At 63.2% G+C, this 20,977-nt stretch carries 22 protein-coding genes and 1 pseudogene; 16 read left to right on the top strand and 7 right to left on the bottom strand.

Annotation, left to right across the window (positions count from 1 at the left end; all coding sequences use genetic code 11):
* Positions 1-18 precede the first annotated feature (18 nt).
* From fliG to motA, 4 genes are all read right to left on the bottom strand, one after another.
* Positions 19-1,059 (bottom strand): flagellar motor switch protein FliG, encoded by a 1,041-nt coding sequence (fliG, locus tag AC1Q6Z_RS28005; protein ID WP_256120752.1) that lies wholly within the window; start codon positions 1,057-1,059, stop codon positions 19-21.
* Between the two features lie 29 nt (positions 1,060-1,088).
* On the bottom strand, positions 1,089-1,664 hold the full coding sequence (gene fliN / locus AC1Q6Z_RS28000) for a flagellar motor switch protein FliN (RefSeq protein ID WP_435267550.1): 576 nt from the start codon (positions 1,662-1,664) through the stop codon (positions 1,089-1,091).
* A gap of 62 nt (positions 1,665-1,726) precedes the next feature.
* Positions 1,727-2,671 (bottom strand): FliM/FliN family flagellar motor switch protein, encoded by a 945-nt coding sequence (locus AC1Q6Z_RS27995; RefSeq protein ID WP_439615026.1) that lies wholly within the window; start codon positions 2,669-2,671, stop codon positions 1,727-1,729.
* A 3-nt stretch (positions 2,672-2,674) separates the two neighbouring features.
* On the bottom strand, positions 2,675-3,547 hold the full coding sequence (motA, locus tag AC1Q6Z_RS27990; protein WP_256120749.1) for a flagellar motor stator protein MotA: 873 nt from the start codon (positions 3,545-3,547) through the stop codon (positions 2,675-2,677).
* Between the two features lie 172 nt (positions 3,548-3,719).
* On the opposite strand from motA, the gene AC1Q6Z_RS27985 reads away from it, so the two are divergent.
* From AC1Q6Z_RS27985 to AC1Q6Z_RS27910, 16 genes are all read left to right on the top strand, one after another.
* Positions 3,720-4,499, top strand: a complete 780-nt coding sequence (locus tag AC1Q6Z_RS27985) for a DUF1217 domain-containing protein (protein WP_492649945.1) — start codon at positions 3,720-3,722, stop codon at positions 4,497-4,499.
* A 2-nt stretch (positions 4,500-4,501) separates the two neighbouring features.
* On the top strand, positions 4,502-5,227 hold the full coding sequence (gene flgF / locus AC1Q6Z_RS27980; RefSeq protein ID WP_256120747.1) for a flagellar basal-body rod protein FlgF: 726 nt from the start codon (positions 4,502-4,504) through the stop codon (positions 5,225-5,227).
* A gap of 6 nt (positions 5,228-5,233) precedes the next feature.
* On the top strand, positions 5,234-6,643 hold the full coding sequence (fliI, locus tag AC1Q6Z_RS27975) for a flagellar protein export ATPase FliI (RefSeq protein ID WP_439630056.1): 1,410 nt from the start codon (positions 5,234-5,236) through the stop codon (positions 6,641-6,643).
* Positions 6,640-7,209: a flagellar protein gene (locus AC1Q6Z_RS27970; protein ID WP_435267674.1), complete on the top strand. Its 570-nt coding sequence runs from the start codon at positions 6,640-6,642 to the stop codon at positions 7,207-7,209. The genes fliI and AC1Q6Z_RS27970 overlap by 4 nt, the downstream gene beginning before the upstream one ends.
* A gap of 195 nt (positions 7,210-7,404) precedes the next feature.
* Entirely contained in the window at positions 7,405-7,785 is a 381-nt protein-coding gene (gene flgB, locus AC1Q6Z_RS27965; protein WP_256120744.1) for a flagellar basal body rod protein FlgB, read from the top strand.
* Positions 7,786-7,788: 3 nt separating this feature from the next.
* Positions 7,789-8,208, top strand: a complete 420-nt coding sequence (gene flgC / locus AC1Q6Z_RS27960; RefSeq protein WP_256120743.1) for a flagellar basal body rod protein FlgC — start codon at positions 7,789-7,791, stop codon at positions 8,206-8,208.
* Positions 8,205-8,534, top strand: coding sequence for a flagellar hook-basal body complex protein FliE (gene fliE, locus AC1Q6Z_RS27955; RefSeq protein ID WP_256120742.1), 330 nt, complete (start codon positions 8,205-8,207; stop codon positions 8,532-8,534). Before flgC ends, fliE begins: the two co-directional genes overlap by 4 nt.
* Before the next feature lie 9 nt (positions 8,535-8,543).
* A complete protein-coding gene (gene flgG / locus AC1Q6Z_RS27950) occupies positions 8,544-9,326 on the top strand; it encodes a flagellar basal-body rod protein FlgG (RefSeq protein WP_256120741.1) in 783 nt (260 codons plus the stop codon).
* 20 nt (positions 9,327-9,346) lie between these two features.
* Positions 9,347-9,856: a flagellar basal body P-ring formation chaperone FlgA gene (gene flgA, locus AC1Q6Z_RS27945; RefSeq protein ID WP_256120740.1), complete on the top strand. Its 510-nt coding sequence runs from the start codon at positions 9,347-9,349 to the stop codon at positions 9,854-9,856.
* On the top strand, positions 9,856-10,968 hold the full coding sequence (locus AC1Q6Z_RS27940) for a flagellar basal body P-ring protein FlgI (RefSeq protein ID WP_492649957.1): 1,113 nt from the start codon (positions 9,856-9,858) through the stop codon (positions 10,966-10,968). Before flgA ends, AC1Q6Z_RS27940 begins: the two co-directional genes overlap by 1 nt.
* A complete protein-coding gene (locus AC1Q6Z_RS27935) occupies positions 10,965-11,507 on the top strand; it encodes a MotE family protein (protein WP_319318398.1) in 543 nt (180 codons plus the stop codon). Before AC1Q6Z_RS27940 ends, AC1Q6Z_RS27935 begins: the two co-directional genes overlap by 4 nt.
* Complete coding sequence (flgH, locus tag AC1Q6Z_RS27930) at positions 11,504-12,214, top strand: flagellar basal body L-ring protein FlgH (protein WP_256120738.1); 711 nt, start codon at positions 11,504-11,506, stop codon at positions 12,212-12,214. The genes AC1Q6Z_RS27935 and flgH overlap by 4 nt, the downstream gene beginning before the upstream one ends.
* A gap of 31 nt (positions 12,215-12,245) precedes the next feature.
* The gene (locus AC1Q6Z_RS27925; RefSeq protein ID WP_492649944.1) at positions 12,246-12,779 is read left to right on the top strand and encodes a flagellar basal body-associated FliL family protein; all 534 of its coding nucleotides are present in this window, start codon (positions 12,246-12,248) and stop codon (positions 12,777-12,779) included.
* Positions 12,776-13,522 carry a flagellar type III secretion system pore protein FliP gene (gene fliP / locus AC1Q6Z_RS27920; protein WP_256120736.1) on the top strand — a complete coding sequence of 249 codons (747 nt, stop codon included), beginning with the start codon at positions 12,776-12,778 and terminating at the stop codon, positions 13,520-13,522. Before AC1Q6Z_RS27925 ends, fliP begins: the two co-directional genes overlap by 4 nt.
* 239 nt (positions 13,523-13,761) lie before the next feature.
* Complete coding sequence (locus AC1Q6Z_RS27915) at positions 13,762-14,667, top strand: flagellin N-terminal helical domain-containing protein (protein WP_256120735.1); 906 nt, start codon at positions 13,762-13,764, stop codon at positions 14,665-14,667.
* A gap of 257 nt (positions 14,668-14,924) precedes the next feature.
* Positions 14,925-15,839, top strand: a complete 915-nt coding sequence (locus AC1Q6Z_RS27910) for a flagellin N-terminal helical domain-containing protein (protein WP_256120734.1) — start codon at positions 14,925-14,927, stop codon at positions 15,837-15,839.
* Positions 15,840-15,908: 69 nt separating this feature from the next.
* On the opposite strand, the gene glf is transcribed toward AC1Q6Z_RS27910, so the two are convergent.
* From glf to AC1Q6Z_RS27895, 3 genes and pseudogenes are all read right to left on the bottom strand, one after another.
* Entirely contained in the window at positions 15,909-17,066 is a 1,158-nt protein-coding gene (gene glf / locus AC1Q6Z_RS27905) for a UDP-galactopyranose mutase (protein ID WP_492649943.1), read from the bottom strand.
* 47 nt (positions 17,067-17,113) lie between these two features.
* A complete protein-coding gene (locus AC1Q6Z_RS27900) occupies positions 17,114-19,159 on the bottom strand; it encodes an O-linked N-acetylglucosamine transferase, SPINDLY family protein (protein WP_492649942.1) in 2,046 nt (681 codons plus the stop codon).
* A gap of 175 nt (positions 19,160-19,334) precedes the next feature.
* A pseudogene (locus tag AC1Q6Z_RS27895) lies at positions 19,335-20,977 on the bottom strand (beta strand repeat-containing protein); the annotation flags it as partial.

The following is a 20,977-nucleotide window of genomic DNA, read 5'->3' as shown; positions in this document are numbered from 1 at the left end:
TTACGGTGTCAAGCGGGATCAGGCCGCTTCGCGCGCCTGTTCCTTCTCCTTCAACTGGATTTGTCCGGCCGCCGCCAGGCGGATGGCTTCCTGCGTGATCGAGCGGCGGGCGATTGCCACTTCGCGCGGGTTGACGCCCTGGTCGCCGGCGGCGAGATCGGATTCGATCATGCGGCGCTGGCGTGCGCCGATCGAGGAGAGGATCGATTCGCGCAGTTCCATCGTCGAGCCGCGAAGGGCCGCCGTGATGATGTCGCCGGAGACGTCGTTGAACAGCGACACGCGGCTTCTCTGCGGCATATAGAGCACGTCTTCGAAGAGGAAGATCTTCGGACGAACCTTCTTGACCGATTCGGTGGAGACCGTTTCGAGCGAGGCGAGCATTTCGTCGACCTGCGACTTTTCGAGCTCGTTCATGAGGTCCGCAACCTTGTTCGAACCCATCGAGTTGCGTTCGGCGTCGAGCGCATTGATCATCTCGATGACGCGCGCTTCCACGATGACGGTCGCCTTGGGGCTCGCGTCCTTGAGGTTGACGGTACGGTTGATGATGTCGGCGCGGTGATCTTCCGGGATCTCCAGCAGCACCTTGGCGCCGAAGGCCGAGGGCATCATGGAGAGGATATAGGCGATGGTCTGCGGGTGCTCGTTGAGCAGGAACTTTGCGACGAAGACCGGATCGGCGTCCTGCAGACGGTCCCAGATCGTCGTCTCGTAGCCCTGGAAGGTGGCGCGGCGGCCGAGCAGGCCGTCGACTTCGTCCGGCGTCAGGCCCTCTTCGAGAATGCCTTCCATCATCTTGGCATTGTCCATGAGGCCGGCGCCCTCGGTGAAGAGGTCTTCGAACTCGTTGACGAGGTCCAGCAATTCGTGCGGCGGGATGGCGCGCAGGTTCTGCGCGGAGGCGATGATCGCCTGGAGCTCGCTCTGGGTAAAATACTTCAAGAGCTTGCCGGCAACACCCTTGCCCATGGCCAGAAGCACGGCTGCCGCCTTCTCGACCTGCGATAGCGGTGCGCCGACCGCTGTGGAGGTGCCGAAATTTTCGAAATCCATCATGGATTATCCCCCTGAGACCTGAACCGGTATCAGACCTTGCGTGTACTCTTCACTTCGATGAGCTTGACCCCGAAGCGGGTGTCGTCATTTTCAAGAACGGTGATTTCGCCGCGGCCGATGACACGGCCGTTGACCATGACCTCGACGGGCTCGCCGATGCGGCGGTCGAGCGCGATCGTAGCGCCCTCCGAGAGGTTCATGAGGCTGGAGACCTGCATCTGCGACGAGCCCAGAACGATCTGAAGATCGATCGGGATGTCCATGATGAGGTCCATGTTGGACGTAAGCGCGCTGCCCGGGCGGGCTGCTTCGCCGAGATCGGCGCCAAAATCGGTGCCGCCGCCGAAATCGGACCCGCCGAAGCTCGTGCCGCCGCCGAAATCCGACGTGGCCGCGCCGCCGCCGAAGTCCGAGCTGCCGAAATCGCCGCCGAAAGCGGCGAGCGGGTCGTTGTCGATGGTCGCGGGAAGATCCGCGCCGAAACTGCCGGTAGCATCCTTCTGAAGAACGCCGCGCAGGTCGTCGATCGCCTGCTCCAGTTCCTGGTCGCCCGCGTTGAGGGAAGACGTCATGTCGTCAGCGATGGGTGTTTTCTTCGGTGCCATAAGACCACTATTCCATTCGAAACTTGCCTGAGGCGTGCCACTCGTCAGGCTTCATGCCTAAACTATCCAATGATGTGCTGGAGAAGCTCGTCCTCCGAACCGTAGGTATCCTTGACGCGAACCGTGTAGCGGGCGCCGGAGCGGCCGAACTCGCAGACATAGAGGTTGCGGCCGTTGGCGTTCACGTCGACGCGAACGTCGCCCGTCTCGTTGAAAGGGATGATGTCGCCCGCCTGCAGCCGGCTGATCGTATCCAGCGTCTGGGCTTCGAGACGAATGCGCGCCTCCAGCGTCACCTTCGAGCGGCGGACCTGCTCGCCGAGCTGTTCGCTCCACTCGACGCGGGTCTTCGCCACATTCGCCGGTTTCGGCGCAGCGATGTTGGATTTCAGGAGAACGCTCTGCGGAACGACGATGTGGAAGGTCGAGAGCACCGGTCCAATGCCGACGGCCATGTTGACCATGGCGACAAAGGTGTCGTCCGAGCCGTCGTCGGCAGCTTTTCGAGTCTCCGCATTGTGCGCCGGACCGAGGAAGGGTTCAAAGCCGTTCGCGCCGTTGACGGCGGTCTTCACGACGCCGGAGATGCGGTCGAACATCATGGCGGCAAGGTCGAGCTCGATCTTGGAGAGCGGCCGCGGCTCGGGATCCTCGATCGTATCGCTGACGGCGCCGAGCATGTTCTCAACGAGCGTGATGATCATCGGGCTGTCGCAGATCAGCGTGAAGCGATCGCACCAGTCGCGCAGCGATGCATCGCAGAACGCCATAGCGCCGCCGAGGCCTTCCACCAGCGGGCCGTATTTGCCCGTCTCGAAACCCGCATAGGAGACCGCGACCTCGAAACCGAGTTCGCTCTCCAGCATGTCCGGCAGGAACTCGGCAAAGACGTCGCCGAGGCTGGCGCAGAGCTTGGAGATCGTCGCCTGGTCGCCGAGCCGGCCGGTGAGCCGGGCCAGTACGATCGGGTCTAGGGTAGGGGTTTCGCTCACGCTCGCTTCTTTCATGTCTTAGGCCGCCTTCGAACTGCCGCCCGGATTCATCATTTCCTGCTCGACCGCGTCGATCGACGGGCGCTCGTAGGAAGAGATGGTCTTGCGGCCGTATTCCAGCGCCACCTGCGGCACGGAGCCGTTCATGTAGGCGAGCAGCGTCTGCTTGACGATGACGTAGAGGCGGTTCTGCTTTTCGCGCACGACCTTGATGTTGGTGATGATGGGGGTGACAATCGAATAGGACAGGAACACGCCCAGCAGCGTGCCGACGAGGGCTGCCGCGATCTTGCCGCCAAGCACTTCCGGGCTTTCGTTGATGGCGCCCATGGCCTTGATAACGCCGAGAACGGCCGCGACGATGCCGATGGCCGGGAAGGCGTCGCCCATCGTGCTGAGCGCGTGGTAGGGCTTCATCTTGTCGCGGGTAATCGTTTGGATTTCCTCGTCCATCAGCGCCTCGATTTCGTGGCTGCGGGCATTGCCGATGATGATGAGGCGGACATAGTCGCAGATGAAGGCGGTCAGTTCCTTGTTGGCGAGAACTGTTGGCGCGGACTGGAAGATCGGCGACTCGTCCGGATTGTCGATATGCGCTTCGATCTCGTTGCGCGATTTCGTGCGCAGGTCCCGCATCAGGCTGTAGAGCACGCCGAGCGTATCGAGATAATGGCGCTCCTTGGGAACCTTGTGCTTGAAGGCTTCGACGAGCGCGGTTCCGGTCCCTTTGATCACCTTCATCGTGTTCGCCACGATGAAGCCGCCGACGCCGGCGCCGCCGATGATCAGGAGCTCGAAGGGCTGGTTCAGCACCTCCAGGTGCCCGCCCATGGCCATATAGCCGCCAAGGACGCAGCCGAAGGTAACGATTAGACCGATGATGATGTTCATGAGCGCAGGTGTCCCGACACAATTCTGACCCTTGTGGAGATACGGTTCCAGCCTTGCGTGAGGCTGTACCTAACGGCAGGTTTACGGATCAGGTTCGCGCAAGCAAAAACCCGCAGGATCATGGCTCATAACGGGCAATCGTGCCTTCTTGCACCTTGATCGGCGGCCAATCGTGACGACCACCTATACGAGCTACAAGTTGATTACCGCGGACCTCCAGACGTCGCTGTCGCGCGTGTCGGAGCAGCCGGACGTCAAGCGCGAGACGGAATATTACCTCTCGAAGATCGGCAGCATAAAGTCGGTCGATGAATTCTTCGCCGACAGCCGGCTCTATAACTACGTGATGAAGGCCCACGGGCTGGAGGACATGGCCTACGCCAAGGCCTTCATGCGCAAGGTGCTGACGGAAGGCACCGAGGACGAGGCCGCCTTCGCCAACCAGCTCAGCGACACCCGTTACAAGGAGCTGGCCGAATCGCTGAACTTCGCCAAGCACGGCGAGTTCGCCACCGGCTTCGAACGCGCCCAGAAGGGCGTCGTCGACAAATATGCCCGCCAGACGCTGGAAGTCAGCGCCGGCGAGGACAATACCGGCGTGCGCCTGGCGCTCTACTTCGAGCGCATGGCCTCGTCCATCACGTCCGGCTATTCCATCATCGCCGACGACGCGCTGGCGCAGGTCGTGCGCACCGCGCTCCAGCTGCCGGCGGAATTTGCCGGCACCGATATCGACCGGCAGGCCGCCTATTACGAAGAGGCGCTGAACCTCGAAGACTTCAAGGACACCAGCAAGGTCGGCAAGTTCCTCGAACGCTTCACCGCCATGTGGGAGCTGGAAAACCCGTCCGGCAGCTACGATCCGCTGACCGTCTTCCAGTCGTCGAGCCTCACCGGCATTTCGACGGACCTGCTGATTTCCATCAACAACCTGAAACTCGGAGGTCGCTGATCATGCAGACCGGGCTCTATGTATCGCTTTCGTCCCAGCTTGCGCTTGATCGCCGCCTGACGACACTGGCAGACAACGTCGCGAATTCGACGACCGTCGGCTTCCGCGCCACGGAAGTGAAGTTCAACCAGGTCGTCAGCGACCAGAAGGTCGCCGACGTCGCCTTCGTCTCGCAGGGCAACGAATTCCTGTCCACCCGCAGCGGCGGCATGACGGAGACCGGCGGCACGCTCGACTTCGCCATCAAGGGCGACGCCTGGTTCCAGGTGGAGACGCCCTCCGGCCCCACGCTCACCCGCGATGGCCGCTTCACGGTGACCGATGCCGGCGAACTGGTGACGCTCAACGGCTATGCGGTGCTGGATGCCGGCGGCGGGCCGATCCAGCTCGATCTCGCCAACGGGCCGATCCTGCTCAGCGCCGACGGCCAGCTCAACCAGAACGGCCAGCCCGTCGCGGCCCTCGGCCTGTTCGACGCCGATCTCTCCGGCGGCTTCGTGCGCGCCGGCAACAGCGGCATCATCACCACCATTCCGCCCGAGCCGGTCGTCGACCGCATGGATGCCGGCGTGGTGCAGGGTTATGTCGAGGAATCCAACGTCAACGCCATCGGCGAGATGACGCAGCTTATCCAGGTCACGCGCGCCTTCGAAAGCATCGCATCGCTGATGCGCGACAGCGAGGAATCGCTGAAGGAAGCCATCCGCACCTTCGGCGGAAACCGGTAAACGATCATGGCGGCAGAGAAGAGGACGACCAGCGACACCCGTATCCCCGACGGCGGCCGCATGCTGAGCGCGATGGCGGGCCTGGTGCGGCGCTATTCCTCGCCGGAATTTTCCGTCGTGCATGGCGGCCATGTCCAGACGATCGCGTCCGGCAACTATACGGTGAGCGGCCTGTCGCGCCATGTGCGCCTCGGCGAGTTCGTCGCGCATCGCAGCCCGACGGGCATCCATCTGGGCGAAGTCGTGCGTGTGGAGCCGGAGACGGTCGTCGTCTGCCCGATCGAGCCGGGCGAGCCGATCGGCATCCACGACACCGTCATTCGCAAGGGCGCCTTCCGCGTCGCACCGGCCTCCTCCTGGTGCGGCCGCACGATCAATGCGCTGGGCGAGCCGATCGACGGGCTCGGCCCGCTGGTTCAGGGCGACGTACGGCGCTCGATCTCCAATTCCGCTCCGCCCTCGATGACCCGCAAACGCGTCGAAAAAGGGTTTCATACCGGTGTGCGCGCCATCGATATCTTCGCGCCGCTCTGCCTCGGCCAGCGCCTCGGCATCTTCGCCGGCTCCGGCGTTGGTAAGTCGACGCTTCTATCGATGCTCGCCCGCGCGGACGCGTTTGACAAGGTCGTCATTGCGCTGGTCGGCGAACGTGGCCGTGAAGTGCGTGAATTCATTGAGGATACGCTCGGCGACAATCTCGCGAAGTCGGTTGCCGTCGTCGCGACCAGCGACGAGAGCCCGATGCTGCGCAAGATGGCGCCGCTGACCGCCGTAACCATCGCCGAACATTACCGCGACCAGGGCGACAACGTCCTGCTGATCATCGACAGCGTCACGCGCTTTGCGCATGCGATCCGGGAAGTGGCGACCGCCTCCGGCGAGCCGCCGATCGCCCGCGGCTATCCTGCCTCCGTCTTCACCGAGCTGCCGCGCCTGCTGGAGCGTGCCGGACCGGGCGCCGAGGGTGCGGGCACGATCACCGCGATCATCTCGATCCTCGTCGACGGTGACAACCACAACGACCCGATCGCCGACTCGACACGCGGCATTCTCGACGGCCATATCGTGCTTGAGCGCAGCCTCGCCGAAGAGGGCCGCTACCCGCCGATCAACCCGCTCGCCTCCATCTCGCGTCTCGCCCGCAAGGCCTGGACGCCGGACCAGGAGAAGCTGGTGTCGCGGCTGAAGGCGCTGATCCACCGGTTCGAGGAGACGCGCGACCTGCGCCTCATCGGCGGTTATCGCCCGGGTGCCGATGCGGATCTCGACATGGCGATCAAGCAGGTGCCGATCATCTACGAGGTTTTGAAACAGACGCCGGGCGAAAGGCCCGCCGGTGACGCGTTCTCCGACCTTGCGGTCGCGCTGAAGAATGCGGCCGGGCAGGGCGGCGCGCCGGCAACGAGAAGGGGATGACAGTGACGGATTTCGATGCGGACCAGAGCGTTCCGCCGATCAAGCGCGTGACGAAGGGGCGTTACAGCACCGGCGACAAGATGCTGGTGGGCACCGGCGTGCTGCTGGCCGCCATGGCCGCTTTCTTTCCGTGGTACGTTTTCCTCAACCCGGATCAGTTTTCGGTTCCCGCACTTTGGGAAGGCAACACCCGCGACCTGCCGGAAACGAAGCCCAAGGAAGTGATGAGTGTCTCGCCTGCCGCGATGGTCGATAACGACGACGATCCGAGCCTGGAAAGCGTCGATCCCGTCTCGACCGCGACCACCGCTGGCGGCGGTGAAAAGGATAAGACGACGCTCGGCGCTCCGGTGGAAACCGGTCTCGACCAGCCGCTGCCGGCCTCGTCCGGCTTCCGGCTGATGCATGTGGCGAACGGCCGGGCGCTGATCGAGGATGCGAGCGGCATGTATATCGTGCGTGTCGGCTCGATCCTGCCGGACAACAGCCGCCTGGCGACGCTGGAACAGCGCGACGGCGCCTGGGTCATCGTCACCTCGAACGGCGACATCGTCAAACGCAACTGACGCGACGGCGGGCCTTCGCCCGCCTTCGATTCGGCCCGTCCGATGAGGGATGCCGGCCGCCCGCTCGCTGTGGCAAGAGCAGCTTGAGCACTTTATTTCCGGGGAATTCAGGGACTTGGCGGTGAAGCTCACCCGGTGCAAGTCCCACGCAAGATTGGCTCCGTAGGTTCGCCTCGAACAAGGATGGAGCTTGTCATGCAACCGATACAACTGTTTGAACTGGCATCGAAACAAGCCGAATGGCTTTCTGTCCGCCAGAGCGTGGTTGCAGGCAACATCGCCAACGCGAACACGCCCGCCTTCAAGGCAAAGGACGTGACCCCCTTCCAGTCGGTGCTCGAAACCACGGGCATCCGCATGGCGGCGACGCAGCCGGGCCATTTCACCGAAACCGAAATGGCAAGCCGCGTCATCGACACCAAGCCCACCGAAGAGATCGGCGTGCAGGAGTCCGGCAACACCGTCGGCCTTGCCGAGGAACTCATGAAGGAGGGTCAGGTCAAGCGTGATTTCGAGTTGAATGCCGGCCTCGTCAAGGCCTTTCATCGCATGATGCTGATGACAGTCAGAAGGTAAAAAATGGATCCGCTCATAGCTTCACTGAAAGTCGCGGCCTCGGGACTTGAGGCGCAATCCACCCGCATCCGTATCGTCTCGGAAAACCTCGCCAACGCCCGCTCCACAGGCGATACGCCGGGTGCCGACCCCTTCCGTCGCAAGACCGTGACCTTCGCGGCCGAGCTTGACCGGGCGACCGGCGCGGCGCTCGTAGAGGTCGAGCGTCTGGGCGTGGACGAAGGCGAATTCTCGACCGAATACGACCCCGGCAATCCGGCGGCCAACGAACAGGGCATCGTCAAGATGCCGAACGTCAACATGCTGGTCGAAATGGCCGACATGCGGGAAGCCAACCGCTCCTATGAAGCCAACCTGCAGAGCATCAAACAATCGCGCGACCTGATCAGCGCGACCATCGACCTCCTGAGGGCATCGCAATGATCGAGAGCATCAAGGGCGTCAATTCGCTCTTCTCCGCCAATCCCCTTTCGGGTGTGACGGAAACGTCGAACCCCGTTTCCGCTGCCGCCGCGCAGGGAACCGCAACCGGAATGAGCTTCGCCCAGGTGATGGGCGACATGGCGACCGACGCGGCCAACTCGCTGAAGCTCAGCGAAACCAAGTCCTTCGAAGCCATCCAGGGCAAGGCCTCGACCCGCGAAGTGGTCGATGCCGTCATGAACGCCGAGCAGTCGCTGCAGACCGCCATCGCCATCCGCGACAAGGTCGTCACCGCCTATCTCGAAGTCGCTAGAATGCAGATCTGAGGACCGGACATGAAAGCCCTTGCCATTGCCGCCACCGGCATGAACGCGCAGCAGACCAATCTCGAAGTGATCGCGAACAACATCGCGAACATCAACACGACGGGCTTCAAGCGCGCCCGCGCCGAGTTCTCCGACCTTCTCTACCAGACGGAGCGCGCCGCCGGCGTGCCGAACCGCGCCAACCAGTCCGTGGTGCCGGAAGGCGCCATCGTCGGCCTCGGCGTCAAGACCGCTGCGGTGCGCAACCTGCACCTCCAGGGCGGCCTTACCAGCACCGGCAACTCCTTCGACCTCGCGCTGATCGGCCGCGGCTGGTTCCAGATCGAGGCGGCGGACGGCACGACGCTCTACACCCGCGCCGGCGCCTTCAACACCAATGCTGACGGCCAGCTCGTGACGCTGGACGGCTACACGGTCGTGCCGGGCATCAACGTTCCGGCCGACGCGACGGAAGTCACCGTCAGCAAGTCCGGCCAGGTCTATGCCACCGTCGCCGGTGACCAGCAGGAACTCGGCCAGATCACGCTGGCGAACTTCGTCAACGAGGCCGGCCTTGAGCCGCTCGGCGAAAACCTCTTCCGCGAAACCGCAGCCTCCGGCCCGGCCAATGTCGGCGCCCCGGACGAAGCGGGCTTCGCCTATATCCAGCAGAACTACCTGGAAGCCTCGAACGTCGATCCGGTCAAGGAAATCACCGACCTGATCTCCGCCCAGCGCGCCTATGAGATGAACTCCAAGATCATCCAGGCGGCGGACGAAATGGCGGCCGTGGTCAGCAAGAACCTGAGATAACAACCGGACATGCGGGGAACATGATGTTTCGCCTGATAGCAGCTCTTCGGAAAGAAAAGACCCGGTCGATCCGGTGGCGCGCGGCCCTTGTCGCGCCCGCCGCGCTCGTCGGTCTTCTCGTGGCCGATGCGGCCCTTGCCGACACGCGCACCGCGGTCGTGCCCAAGCGCATCATCTATCCCGGCGAGGAGATCCAGGCGGGACAGCTCGAAGTGGTCGAGGTCACAAACCCCAACATCGTCAAGGGCTTTGCCCAGAATGTCGACGAGGTCAGTGGGCTCGTGACCAAGCGCACGCTGCTGCCGGGGCGCGTCATTCTCGTCTCGGCGCTGCGCGAACCCTTCCTCGTGTCGCGCGGCACGACCGTGCAGATGGTCTTCGACAACGGATCGCTCGTCATTCGGGCGTCCGGCACCCCCTTGCAGGATGGCGCTGCCGGCGAACTGATCCGCATCCGCAACAAGGATTCGGGCGTGACCGTCTCCGGCACGGTCATGGCGGACGGAACCGTGCATGTGGTGGCGAAATGATGCGTAACCTCTTCTCCCACGCCCTTGCCATGATCGCCTGCCTGCTGCTCGCGGCAGGCCCGGCGCTGCCGGCCGCCCGCATCAAGGATGTCGCCTCGCTCCAGGCGGGCCGCGACAACCAGCTTATCGGCTACGGCCTCGTCGTCGGTCTCCAGGGCACCGGCGACAGCATGCGTTCGTCGCCGTTTACCGAACAGTCCATGCGGGCGATGCTGCAGAACCTCGGCATCTCGATGGTCGGCACGCAGACACGCGCGAAAAACATCGCCGCCGTGCTCGTTACCGCGACGCTGCCGCCCTTCGCCAGCCCCGGCAGCCGCATCGACGTGACCGTTGGCTCGCTCGGCGACGCATCGTCACTGCGCGGTGGCACGCTGGTCATGACCTCGCTGTCCGGCGCCGACGGCCAGATCTATGCGGTCGCGCAAGGCTCGATCGTCGTCACCGGCATCAGCGCCGGCGGCGAGGCGGCCACCGTGCAGCAGGGTGTAACCACGGCAGGCCGCGTGCCGAACGGCGCGATCATCGAGCGCGAGCTTCCCTCGCGCTTCAAGGATTCGTCCGATCTCGTGCTGCAACTGCGCAACCCCGACTTTTCCACCGCCGTCGGCATGGCTGACGCCATCAACCGCTATGCGGCCGCGCAATATGGCGCGCCGATCGCCGAATCGCGTGATTCGCAGTCGGTCTATATCGCCAAGCCGAAGATGGCCGACCTTGCGCGGCTGATGGCCGATATCGAGAACCTCGTCGTGGAGACCGACGTGCCGGCGCGCGTCGTCGTCAACGAACGCACGGGAACGATCGTCATCGGCCAGGATGTGCGGATCTCGCCCGTCGCCGTCAGTTACGGCACGCTGACCGTGCAGATCAACGAGATGCCGAAGGTCGTGCAGCCGGAACCCTTCTCCAGGGGCGAGACGGCGGTCGAGCCGAACACGGACATTCTCGTCCAGCAGGATGGCGGCACGGTCGCGCTGCTCGACGGCTCCAGCCTGCGCTCGCTCGTCTCCGGGCTGAACAGCATCGGCGTAAAGCCGGACGGCATCATCTCGATCCTCCAGAGCATCAAGACCGCAGGCGCCCTCCAGGCAGAACTGGTGTTGCAATGACCACCGTATCGACCCTCACAGCCGTGAAGACGCTGGCGCGCAAGCTCGCGCTGCCGATGGCGGGCTTCGTGCTGATGGCCATTCCCGGCGCCTTCGCCGAGGAGCGCCCGGTCATCATGACGACCAAGGCGACCGCCGACGAGATCCGCGAATTCTGCACCAATATCGCGGACGCGGCGCGCGACCAGCGCTATCTCCTCCAGAAGCAGGAGCTGGAGAACCTCCAGAAGGATGTCGACGAGCGCATCAAGACGCTGGAAGCCCGGCGGGCGGAATATGAGGACTGGCTGAAACGCCGAAACGACTTCCTCAAGATGGCAGAGGGCGGCCTCGTCGAGATCTACCGCAAGATGAAGCCGGATGCGGCTGCCGGCCAGCTCGCCGAGATCAATCCGGAGATCGCCTCGGCGATCATCATGAAGCTGCCGCCGCGCCAGTCGAGCACCATCCTTGCCGAAATGCCGGCCGATAAGGCCGCGCTGCTTACCCGCCTTATTGCGATTGCGGGCGACCCGAACACGTCAAAGGACCCGTCATGAAGAAGACCGCCTCAGCACTCGCCGTCGCGCTAGCTTTGTCGAGCTGCTCCAGCCAGGCCTTGAACGAGATCGGCAAGGCGCCGGCGATGAGCCCGATCGGCAGCGGGCTGAACTATGCGGAAACCCCGCAGCTTGCCATGTATCCGAAGCAGCCGCGCACGGCGGTGTCCGGCTATTCGATCTGGAGCGACCAGCAGTCAGCGCTCTTCAAGGATTCGCGCGCCTTCAAGATCGGCGACATCCTGACCGTCAACATCCGCGTCAACGACCGGGCGACCTTCGACAACAAGACCGACCGCTCCCGCACCAACAAGAGCGGCATGAATCTCGGCTTCGGCGGCTCGGGCAACAATTTCAAGACTGATACGGAAGCCGACCTGAACTACGGCTCGTCGACCAGCACCAAGGGCGACGGCACGACGGAGCGTTCCGAACGGTTGAATTTGCTCGTCGCCGCGGTCGTGACGGGCGTGATCGAGAACGGCAATCTCCTGATAAGCGGTTCGCAGGAAGTGCGCGTCAACCACGAGCTCCGCATCCTGAACGTTGCCGGCATCGTGCGCCCGCAGGACGTCGATTCCGACAACCAGATCGCCTACGAGCGCATCGCGGAAGCCCGCATCTCTTACGGGGGCCGCGGCCGCCTGACCGAAGTGCAGCAGCCGCCATGGGGCCAACAGGCCGTCGACCTGCTCTCGCCGATCTGACGCCAAACCCTAGCAACCCGGAAAGAAAATCATGGCGGACGAAGCGGAAGTCGTCGAGGAGAAGAAGAAGCCCTCGCTGGTCATCACCATCGCGGCAATCGCGGTGCTGACGGTCCTGGCGCTCGGCGGCGGCTGGCTCGTCGGCAACATGCTGGCCCCGCCGCCCACCGATAAGCCGGCGGAAGATGTCGCGGCAGCCGAGGCCGCCGCTGGCGGAGACGGCCATGGCGGCGGTGCGGAAGGCGATGCGGCGGAGGCCGTGCCGCATATCTCCACTCCGGCGAACGGCGTCGTGCTGCTCGACCCGATCACCAGCAATCTCGCCTATCCCTCCGACAACCGCGTGCGCCTCGAAGTCGCGCTGATGTTCAAGGGCGTTCCGGACGTGGTTCTGGCCGAAGAAATCCACCAGGACATCATGGCCTACATGCGCACGGTCTCGCTCCAGCAGGTGCAGGGACCCCGCGGTTTCCAATATCTCCGGGAAGACCTGCAGGAGCGGGTTGACCTTCGGTCCGAAGGGCGCGTAACCAACGTCATGTTCCGAAGTTTTGTGATCGAATGATTCGAGCCCTTCTGACCTTCGTCGCCATGATGGCGATGACCGGTGCGGCCTACGCCCAGCAGCAGTTGCAGCTGCCGGGCGATCTCCTTAACGCGCCCATCGATGGCTCGGTCGCGTCCTGGATCATCCGCACCTTCGGGCTTTTGACCGTCCTTTCGGTCGCCCCCGGCATTCTCATCATGGTGACGAGCTTTCCGCGTTTCGTCATCGCGTTTTCGATCCTGCGCTCCGGCATGGGGCTTGCCACCACGCCGTCCAACATGATTCTCGTGTCGCTCGCGCTGTTCATGACCTTCTACGTCATGGCGCCGACCTTCGACCGCGCCTGGCAGAACGGCGTCGAGCCGATGATCGCCAACCAGATCGACGAGACCGAAGCGATGCGGCGCATTGCGGAACCCTTCCGCGAATTCATGGTGGCCAACACCCGCGACAAGGACCTCGAGCTCTTCATCTCGCTTGCCGAAGAGCGTGGCCAGACGGTCGTCCAGAACAACATCGCGGACCTGCGCGTCGTCATCCCGGCCTTCATGATCTCGGAAATCCGACGCGGCTTCGAAATCGGCTTCCTGGTCGTCCTGCCCTTCCTCGTCATCGACATGATCGTCGCCACCATCACCATGGCCATGGGCATGATGATGCTGCCGCCGACCTCGATTTCGCTGCCCTTCAAGATCCTGTTCTTCGTGCTGATCGACGGCTGGAATCTGCTCGTCGGAAGCCTCGTCCGCTCCTTCAGTTAGAGCTCATTAACCATATCATTTTACCCGCTGTTTACCCTGTTTTTCAACGGGTTGCGGCCGTTTGCCCGATTTAAGAAGTTGGCAAGGATTGGCTGCGAGGTTGGGGCTCACACGACGGGTTTGGTATCCCTTCAGAGCCCTGAAGAAACCGAGTTGGCATGATGCCGAACCGCCGTAACCGGTAAGTTTTCAGTCCGGTATGTCCCCACCAGTATTTTGTAAAAAAAGGGACAACTAGAATGGCGAGCATTCTCACCAACACGTCTGCAATGGCAGCTCTCCAGACGCTGCGTTCTATCGGCAACGACATGGAAACGACGCAGGGCCGCATTTCGTCCGGCCTGCGCGTTGGCAGCGCCTCGGACAACGCCGCTTACTGGTCGATCGCGACCACCATGCGCTCCGACAACATGGCTCTTTCGGCCGTATCCGATGCGCTCGGCATGGGTGCCGCCAAGGTCGATACCGCCTATGCCGGTATGGACGCCGCTATCGAGGTCGTAAAGACGATCAAGACCAAGCTCGTTGCCGCTTCCGAAGAAGGCGTTGACAAGGCGAAGGTCCAGAAGGAAATCACCCAGCTCCAGGAACAGCTCCTGAACATCGCGGAATCCGCATCGTTCAACGGCGAAAACTGGATTGCCGGCGCTGCTGGCGACAAGACGGTCGTTTCCGGCTTCGTTCGCTCGGCTGACGATGGCGTCTCCGTCAAGACGACGACCTACACGCTCGACACCGGTGCGACCGGCAACGTGCTGTTCGGTCACGATGGCACCGACGTCGACACCAGCGCTGGTATCCTCGGCACCGCAGGCACCGAAGGCAACGAAGTCTACACGCTCGACATCAGCGCCATGGACGGCGACGCCCTCGCCGGCGCACTCTCCGACGTTGAAGACGCGCTCAGCGCAATGACGGACGCAGCTGGTACGCTCGGCTCGATCTCCATGCGCATCAACCTGCAGGACGACTTCCTTTCGAAGCTCTCCGACACGATCGACCAGGGCGTTAGCCGCCTTGTCGACGCCGACATGAACGAAGAGTCGACCCGCCTCAAGGCGCTCCAGACCCAGCAGCAGCTGGCCATCCAGGCGCTTTCGATCTCCAACGGCGAATCGCAGAACATCCTGTCGCTCTTCCGTTAATCGACCATCGGGGGAAGGCGCGGAGGCTGACCGCACCCCATCCCTACAAAGAACCGCACCCGGCAACGGGTGCGGTTTTTTGCTTTTTATTCCGCGCTAAAGACTTCCTTAACCTTAATGCGGTTTTCTGTGCTCATCGAAACGGTGGGTTAACCAAGAAACTTAACCGGTTAGCAGGCATGATGCTGACCACCGTTACCCGGCGACCCCGGAATGTCCCTTCTCCCAGTTTCAGCCACTCAAGGGGCACCTTAGACATGACGAGCATTCTGACGAACATTGCGGCAATGACCGCACTCCAGACCCTGCGTTCCATCGGCAGCAACATGGAAGAAACCCAGGCCCGCGTTTCGTCTGGCCTGCGCGTCGCTGGTGCAGCCGACAACGCCGCCTATTGGTCGATCGCGACCACGATGCGTTCCGACAACATGGCGCTTTCCGCTGTTCAGGACGCCCTCGGCCTCGGCGCCGCCAAGGTAGACACCGCTTATGCGGCGATGGACTCGGCGATCGAAGTCGTCAAGGAAATCAAGTCCAAGCTTGTTGCGGCCACGGAAGAAGGTATCGACAAGGCGAAGATCCAGGAAGAACTCACCCAGCTTCAGGACCAGCTGCGCAGCATTGCAGAATCGGCTTCCTTCTCGGGCGAAAACTGGGTTGCCGGCGAAGATGCCGTCGAAAAGTCCGTCGTTTCGGGCTTCGTCCGCGCCGCTGACGACACCGTCTCGGTCAAGACGACCACCTACACCTTCAACTCCGCCGCCGACGGCAACGTCCTCTTCGGCCATGATGGCACCGACATCGACTTCGCCGCCGGTATCCTCGGTACGGCCGGCGCCGTTTCCGGCACCGCCGTCATCGACATCGAACTCGACGACACGATGACCCCGGCCGATATCGGCGAGTTCCTCTCCGACGTCGAAACGTCGCTCTCGGCAATGACCAGCGCAGCCGCCGAGCTTGGCTCGATCTCGATGCGTATCGGCCTGCAGGAAGACTTCGTCTCCAAGCTCACGGACTCGATCGACAGCGGTGTAGGCCGCCTCGTCGACGCCGACATGAACGAAGAATCGACCCGCCTGAAGGCCCTGCAGACCCAGCAGCAGCTCGCCATCCAGTCGCTGTCGATCGCCAACTCCTCTTCCGAAGGCATCCTCCAGCTCTTCCGTTAATCGGAAAGCGAGGCTTAATCCTTCAAGTCCATCAGAAGGCCCCGGTTTTCCGGGGCCTTTTTCCTTGTCTTAAAGCGGCGACCGCAGGAAATTCGACATGGCGGCGTCCTCCGCCCTGCGGGCGAGATAGAGTCGGGCCGTATCGAGCGCCTCGCGGATCGTCACATCCATGTCGAGATAGCGGTAGGTGCCGAGCCGCCCGACGAAGGTGACGCCCGCTTCCTGTTCCGCGCGTGCGACATAGTCGGCAAGCTGCGCCTTCTCCTCGACGAGGCGGATGGGATAGTAGGGGATGTCGTCGGCCTCGCAGGCCCGCGAGAATTCGCGGTAGCAGACCGAGCCCGCATGCTCTTCCCAGGGCGAGAAATGTTTGTGCTCGGTGATGCGCGTATAAGGCACCGACACGTCGCCATAGTTCATCACCGCGCAACCCTGGTAGTCGCCGTCATAGGTGAAGCGCTCGAAATCCAGCGTGCGGTAGCCGAGCCGGCCGAGTTCGTAGTCGAAATAGCCGTCGAGGGGGCCGGAATAGAAGACGTGGGCGAAACCTTCGGTCTGGTCACGCCGGAAGCTGGTTTCCAGCGTCACCCCGATATTTGGATGGTCGAGGATGCGCTCGATCATCTCAGTATAGCCGGTCTCCGGCATGCCCTGGTATTTGTGGAAGAAATAGTTGTCCTCGTAGTTGAAGCGCACCGGCAGCCGCTTCAGGATCGAGGCCGGAAGCTCGGTCGGCGAACAGCCCCACTGCTTCTGGGTATACCCCTTGAAGAAGGCCTCGTAGAGATCGCGGCCGACGAATCGCAACGCCTGCTCCTCGAAGCTCTGCGGATCGGTGATTGTCTTGTCCCCCTGGTCTTCCAGGAAGGCGCGCGCCTCGTCGGGCCGGAACGTCTTGCCGAAGAACTGGTTGATCGTGTGCAGGTTGATCGGCAGCGAATAGACCTGGCCGCCGCTCGTCGTCTTCACGCGGTTCTTGTAGGGCATGAAGGTCTGGAAGCCGTTCACATAGTCCCACACCTCGGTATCGTCGGTGTGGAAGATATGCGGCCCGTAGATATGCATCATCACGCCGGTCGCTTCGTCGCGCACCGTGTGGCAGTTGCCGCCGATATGATTGCGCTGATCGATGATCTCGACCCGGTAGCCCGCATCGGCGAGTTCCCGGCCGATGACGGCGCCGGACAGTCCGGCGCCGACGATGAGGATTTTTTCTTTTACGCGCATGGCATCCCGTCCTGCGTTCTCACGTTTGGCGCGCTCGCGGCTGGAGTTTAACCGGCCGTCTGCCAGAGGCGCGCGTCCGGATAGAGGGGAGTATGCTCGCTGAGCGCGGTAAGTTCGGCCCGGTAGCGCTGACGGTAGGCCTCGTCGGTCTCGAATTCGATGCCCGCAGCCGCAAGCTCGGCCCCGACCTCGTAATAGACGTCGAGGTTGCGCAGGTCCGGCACGGGCAGTTCGCCGCGTTCCGCATCGCCCTGCATCTGCCAGTACAGTTCTTCGAGTCGGCGCGCGAGGCGGTCCATGTCGCGCAGCGCACAGGTCTCGCGCTGGGCCTGGAGCGATTGCCGGACCGCCGCGAGGCTCGCCGGATTCCGGGCGAAGGCGATGGCCTTCTGCACATAGGCGTCCGGGTCGGCGCAGACCAGTTCGGGAATGCCGGCCGCCGTGACGATGCTGCCGCAGAAGCGCGACGCAAAGCTCTTGCCGGAAACCGTAAGCACCGGCAGGCCCTGGGTGATGGCGTCGGCGGCCGTGGAATGCGCACCGTAGGGGAAGGTGTCGAGGAAGAGGTCGGCAAGGCCGATTCGGGCCAGATGGTCCGGGTTCTGCGCCTTGCCGGCGAAAATGATTCGCTCCGGCGCGATACCGCTCTGCGTCGCGAGCTGCTTGAGCCTCTCGTTGACGCTGTCGTCACCGGCAAGCAGCCACAGCACGCTGCCCGGCGTTGCGGTGAGGATGCTCATCCAGCGCTGGAAGCAGGGGGCGGTGATCTTCTGCATGCCGTTGAAGCTCGCGAAGACGAAGGCGTTTTCCGGCAGACCGACGGCCGAGCGCATCGGGCGCGGCGAGACCAGGCGCTTGCGGTCCACCGGCTGGTTGCAGGGGATACGCAGGACCTTCTCGGTGTAATAGATCTCGTTTTCCGGCGGCACGATGTGCTCGTCGGCGATCATGTACTGGTGGTAGGGGCTCGCGACCGTGCCCGGATACCCGCAGAAGTTGACGATGATGGGTGCCGGCCGGTAGGCGAAAATCTTGGTGCGCGCGTGTTTGGTATAGCCGTTGACGTCGACGAGCACGTCGATCTGGTCGGTCGCGATCAGGCGCGCGGCGTCCAGGTCGCTGAGCGGGCTGATATCGCGCCAATGGTCGACCGCCTGCTTGATTCGCGCCTGCGTCTTGTCGATCGGCGCCGGCTCGCCGCAGTAATAGGCGAAGATCTCGACTGATGATTTATCGTGCAGTTCGAGAACCTCGCTGAGCGCGAAGCCGACCGCGTGCTGGCGCAGGTCCGAGGAGACGTAGCCGACGCGCAGCCGCTCTCCGGTGCCCGATTTCTGGCGCACCGGCTTGCGCACGAAGGCCTTGAGATCGGCGGGCCGGCCGACGGCCGTCTGGGAATAGCGATAGGCTTTCGCCATGTGGAAGAACGGATCGTCGGTGTAGCAGGCGATCGTCATGGACGACATGGCGTCCATGAACTGCCGCGGCGTGATGTGCAGCGACGAGGAGACGATCGGCCATTTGCACTGGCGCATCCGGAGCGAAATCCAGTGCTGCGCGGCTTCCGTGCGCGTCGGCAACAGTTCCATGGCCTGCCACAGGGCGGCCTCGGCTTCTTCCAGATGGCCGGTGCCTTCGAGCACGCGGCCGATATGCTGCAGGCTGAGCAGCCGGTTGTTGATTCGGTCCGGCGTCACGTCCGCCGTCGTGTCGACGAAGCCGCGCCATTGCTGCACGGCCTGCCCGACCAGCCCGCAATCCTCCAGCGTCCGGCCGAGATTGATATGGGCCTGGCCGAATTGCGGGTTGATGCGGATGGCCGCGCGAAGCGCGTGAATGGTTCCCGCAGCATCGCCGGCGCCCGAAAGGGAAACCGCGTAATTGAAATAGGCAAGATGCAGCAGCGGGTTGGTGTCGTTGAAGGCGATCCAGGTCTTGTAGAGCTCCACCGCATGCGCCCTGTGCCCGCCCGCGCTGAGGCTCTCCGCGCTCTGGAAGAGCTCCGAAAGCGAAAGCTGCTGGTTGCGGGCCCGACCCATCAGATGGAGGAGGGGCGCATTGGGATCTGCGTGAATGGGGGTGCTGACGGTCATGGACATCCTGCGGCAACGGCTGTTGAACGGTTCGCAAAAGAGCTCGTTCGCCTTGCTACAGGAACAGACTTGCGTCGGGCTGGTCGTTTCCGGGGGGCCGCAACCCCGAAAGCGGACGCAAAAAAAGCGGCGCGGTGTGAACCGCGCCGCCTCATGTCAGACCGAGATGTTCGGCTTAGACGTCGTTGTAAGCCGCGATGACCGCTTCGACCTGCGCGCTGTTCAGGGCGCCGATCTGCTGGCTGGTGAAGGCGCGGGCCTGGTCGGAGGTGAGGCCTGCGATGTCGTCAGTGGACAGACCCGAGAGAGCCTTGACGCCGATGGCTGCGATATCAGCCGTCGAGAAGGTGGCGATCTCGTCTGCGTCCATCGCTGCGATTGCCGAGGAGCTCAGGGCTGCGATCTGGCCGGGCGTCAGGGCTTCGACCTGTTCGCTCGTCAGGGTCGCAATCTGGCTGCTGGTGAAGGCAACGATCTGCTTGCTGTTGAGAGCCGCGACCTGATCGGTGCTCAGCGCTGCGACTGTGTCGGTGGACAGGCCGGAGAGCTGCTTGGCGGTCAGGGCGTTGATCTGGCTCGTGCTCAGTGCTGCGACCTGGTCGGTCGAGAGACCGGAGATCTGGCTGCTGCTCAGGGCGGCGATCTGCTTGCTGTTCAGAGCGGTGATGTTGTCGGTGGTGATACCGGCAAGAGCACCCGAGGAGAGACCGGTCAGAGCCTTGACGCTGATGGCGGCCAGCTCATCCGTGGTGAAGGTAGCCAGTTCGTCCGAGCTGATCGTGGACAGTGCCGAGGAGCCGAGAGCTGCGATCTGCGAGCTGGTCAGCGCTTCGATCTGTTCGGAGGAGAACGCCTCTACCTGACCGCTGGAGAAGGCAACGATCTGCTTGCTGCTGAGGGCGGCAACCTGATCGGTGCTGAGGGCCGCGACGGTGTCGGTAGCGAGGCCCGAGAGCTGCTTTGCCGTCAGAGCCGAGATCTGGGTGGTGCTCAGAGCTGCAACCTGATCGGAGGAGAGACCCGAGATCTGGCTGGTGGAGAGAACCGCGATCTGCTTGCTGTCCAGCGCCGTGATGTTGTCGGTGGTGATACCGGCAAGAGCGGCGGAGGAGAGACCAGACAGAGCCTTCACGTTGATGGCGGCCAGCTCATCCGTGGTGAAGGTTGCCAGCTCGTCGGAGCTGATGGTGGACAGTGCCGAGGAGCCGAGGGCTGCGATCTGCGAGCTGTTCAGCGCTTCGATCTGTTCGGAGGAGAGAGCCTCTACCTGCCCGGAGTTGAAGGCGATGATCTGCTTGCTGGTGAGGGCGGCGACCTGGTCTGTGCTGAGAGCGGCGACCGAGTCAGTGGAGAGGCCGGAGAGCTGCTTCACCGTCAGGGCGACGATCTGGTCGGTGGAGAGTGCGGCAACCTGGTCCGACGAGAGGGCTGCGAGCTGGTCGCTGCTGAGAGCGGCGATCTGCTTGCTGTTCAGGGCCGTGATGTTGTCGGTGGTGATACCGGCAAGAGCGGCAGAGGAGAGACCGGACAGAGCCTTGACGCTGATGGCGGCCAGTTCATCGGTGGTGAAGGAAGCCAGTTCGTCCGAGCTGATGGTGGAGAGTGCCGACGAGCCGAGCGCTGCGATCTGCGAGCTGGTGAGAGCTTCCACCTGTTCGGAGGTGAGGGCTTCGACCTGGGCGCTCGTGAAGGCGACGATCTGCTTGCTGGTGAGGACGGCGACCTGGTCTGTGCTGAGAGCGGCGACCGTGTCGGTAGAGAGGCCAGCGAGCTGCTTTGCCGTCAGGGCGACAACCTGGTCGGTGCTGAGAGCGGCAA

The sequence above is a fragment of the Shinella sp. GW835-FHT14H05 genome (assembly GCF_058793575.1).
This window is presented reverse-complemented; position numbering and strand designations above follow the sequence as displayed.

Coding starts and splice junctions, on each gene's coding strand:
- fliG (WP_256120752.1), bottom strand. CDS start 1,059: ATGATGGATTTCGAAAATTTCGGCACCTCCACAGCGGTCGGCGCACCG.
- fliN (WP_435267550.1), bottom strand. CDS start 1,664: ATGGCACCGAAGAAAACACCCATCGCTGACGACATGACGTCTTCCCTC.
- AC1Q6Z_RS27995 (WP_439615026.1), bottom strand. CDS start 2,671: ATGAAAGAAGCGAGCGTGAGCGAAACCCCTACCCTAGACCCGATCGTA.
- motA (WP_256120749.1), bottom strand. CDS start 3,547: ATGAACATCATCATCGGTCTAATCGTTACCTTCGGCTGCGTCCTTGGC.
- flgF (WP_256120747.1), top strand. CDS start 4,502: ATGCAGACCGGGCTCTATGTATCGCTTTCGTCCCAGCTTGCGCTTGAT.
- fliI (WP_439630056.1), top strand. CDS start 5,234: ATGGCGGCAGAGAAGAGGACGACCAGCGACACCCGTATCCCCGACGGC.
- AC1Q6Z_RS27970 (WP_435267674.1), top strand. CDS start 6,640: ATGACAGTGACGGATTTCGATGCGGACCAGAGCGTTCCGCCGATCAAG.
- flgB (WP_256120744.1), top strand. CDS start 7,405: ATGCAACCGATACAACTGTTTGAACTGGCATCGAAACAAGCCGAATGG.
- flgC (WP_256120743.1), top strand. CDS start 7,789: ATGGATCCGCTCATAGCTTCACTGAAAGTCGCGGCCTCGGGACTTGAG.
- fliE (WP_256120742.1), top strand. CDS start 8,205: ATGATCGAGAGCATCAAGGGCGTCAATTCGCTCTTCTCCGCCAATCCC.
- flgG (WP_256120741.1), top strand. CDS start 8,544: ATGAAAGCCCTTGCCATTGCCGCCACCGGCATGAACGCGCAGCAGACC.
- flgA (WP_256120740.1), top strand. CDS start 9,347: ATGATGTTTCGCCTGATAGCAGCTCTTCGGAAAGAAAAGACCCGGTCG.
- AC1Q6Z_RS27940 (WP_492649957.1), top strand. CDS start 9,856: ATGCGTAACCTCTTCTCCCACGCCCTTGCCATGATCGCCTGCCTGCTG.
- AC1Q6Z_RS27935 (WP_319318398.1), top strand. CDS start 10,965: ATGACCACCGTATCGACCCTCACAGCCGTGAAGACGCTGGCGCGCAAG.
- flgH (WP_256120738.1), top strand. CDS start 11,504: ATGAAGAAGACCGCCTCAGCACTCGCCGTCGCGCTAGCTTTGTCGAGC.
- AC1Q6Z_RS27925 (WP_492649944.1), top strand. CDS start 12,246: ATGGCGGACGAAGCGGAAGTCGTCGAGGAGAAGAAGAAGCCCTCGCTG.
- fliP (WP_256120736.1), top strand. CDS start 12,776: ATGATTCGAGCCCTTCTGACCTTCGTCGCCATGATGGCGATGACCGGT.
- AC1Q6Z_RS27915 (WP_256120735.1), top strand. CDS start 13,762: ATGGCGAGCATTCTCACCAACACGTCTGCAATGGCAGCTCTCCAGACG.
- AC1Q6Z_RS27910 (WP_256120734.1), top strand. CDS start 14,925: ATGACGAGCATTCTGACGAACATTGCGGCAATGACCGCACTCCAGACC.
- glf (WP_492649943.1), bottom strand. CDS start 17,066: ATGCGCGTAAAAGAAAAAATCCTCATCGTCGGCGCCGGACTGTCCGGC.
- AC1Q6Z_RS27900 (WP_492649942.1), bottom strand. CDS start 19,159: ATGACCGTCAGCACCCCCATTCACGCAGATCCCAATGCGCCCCTCCTC.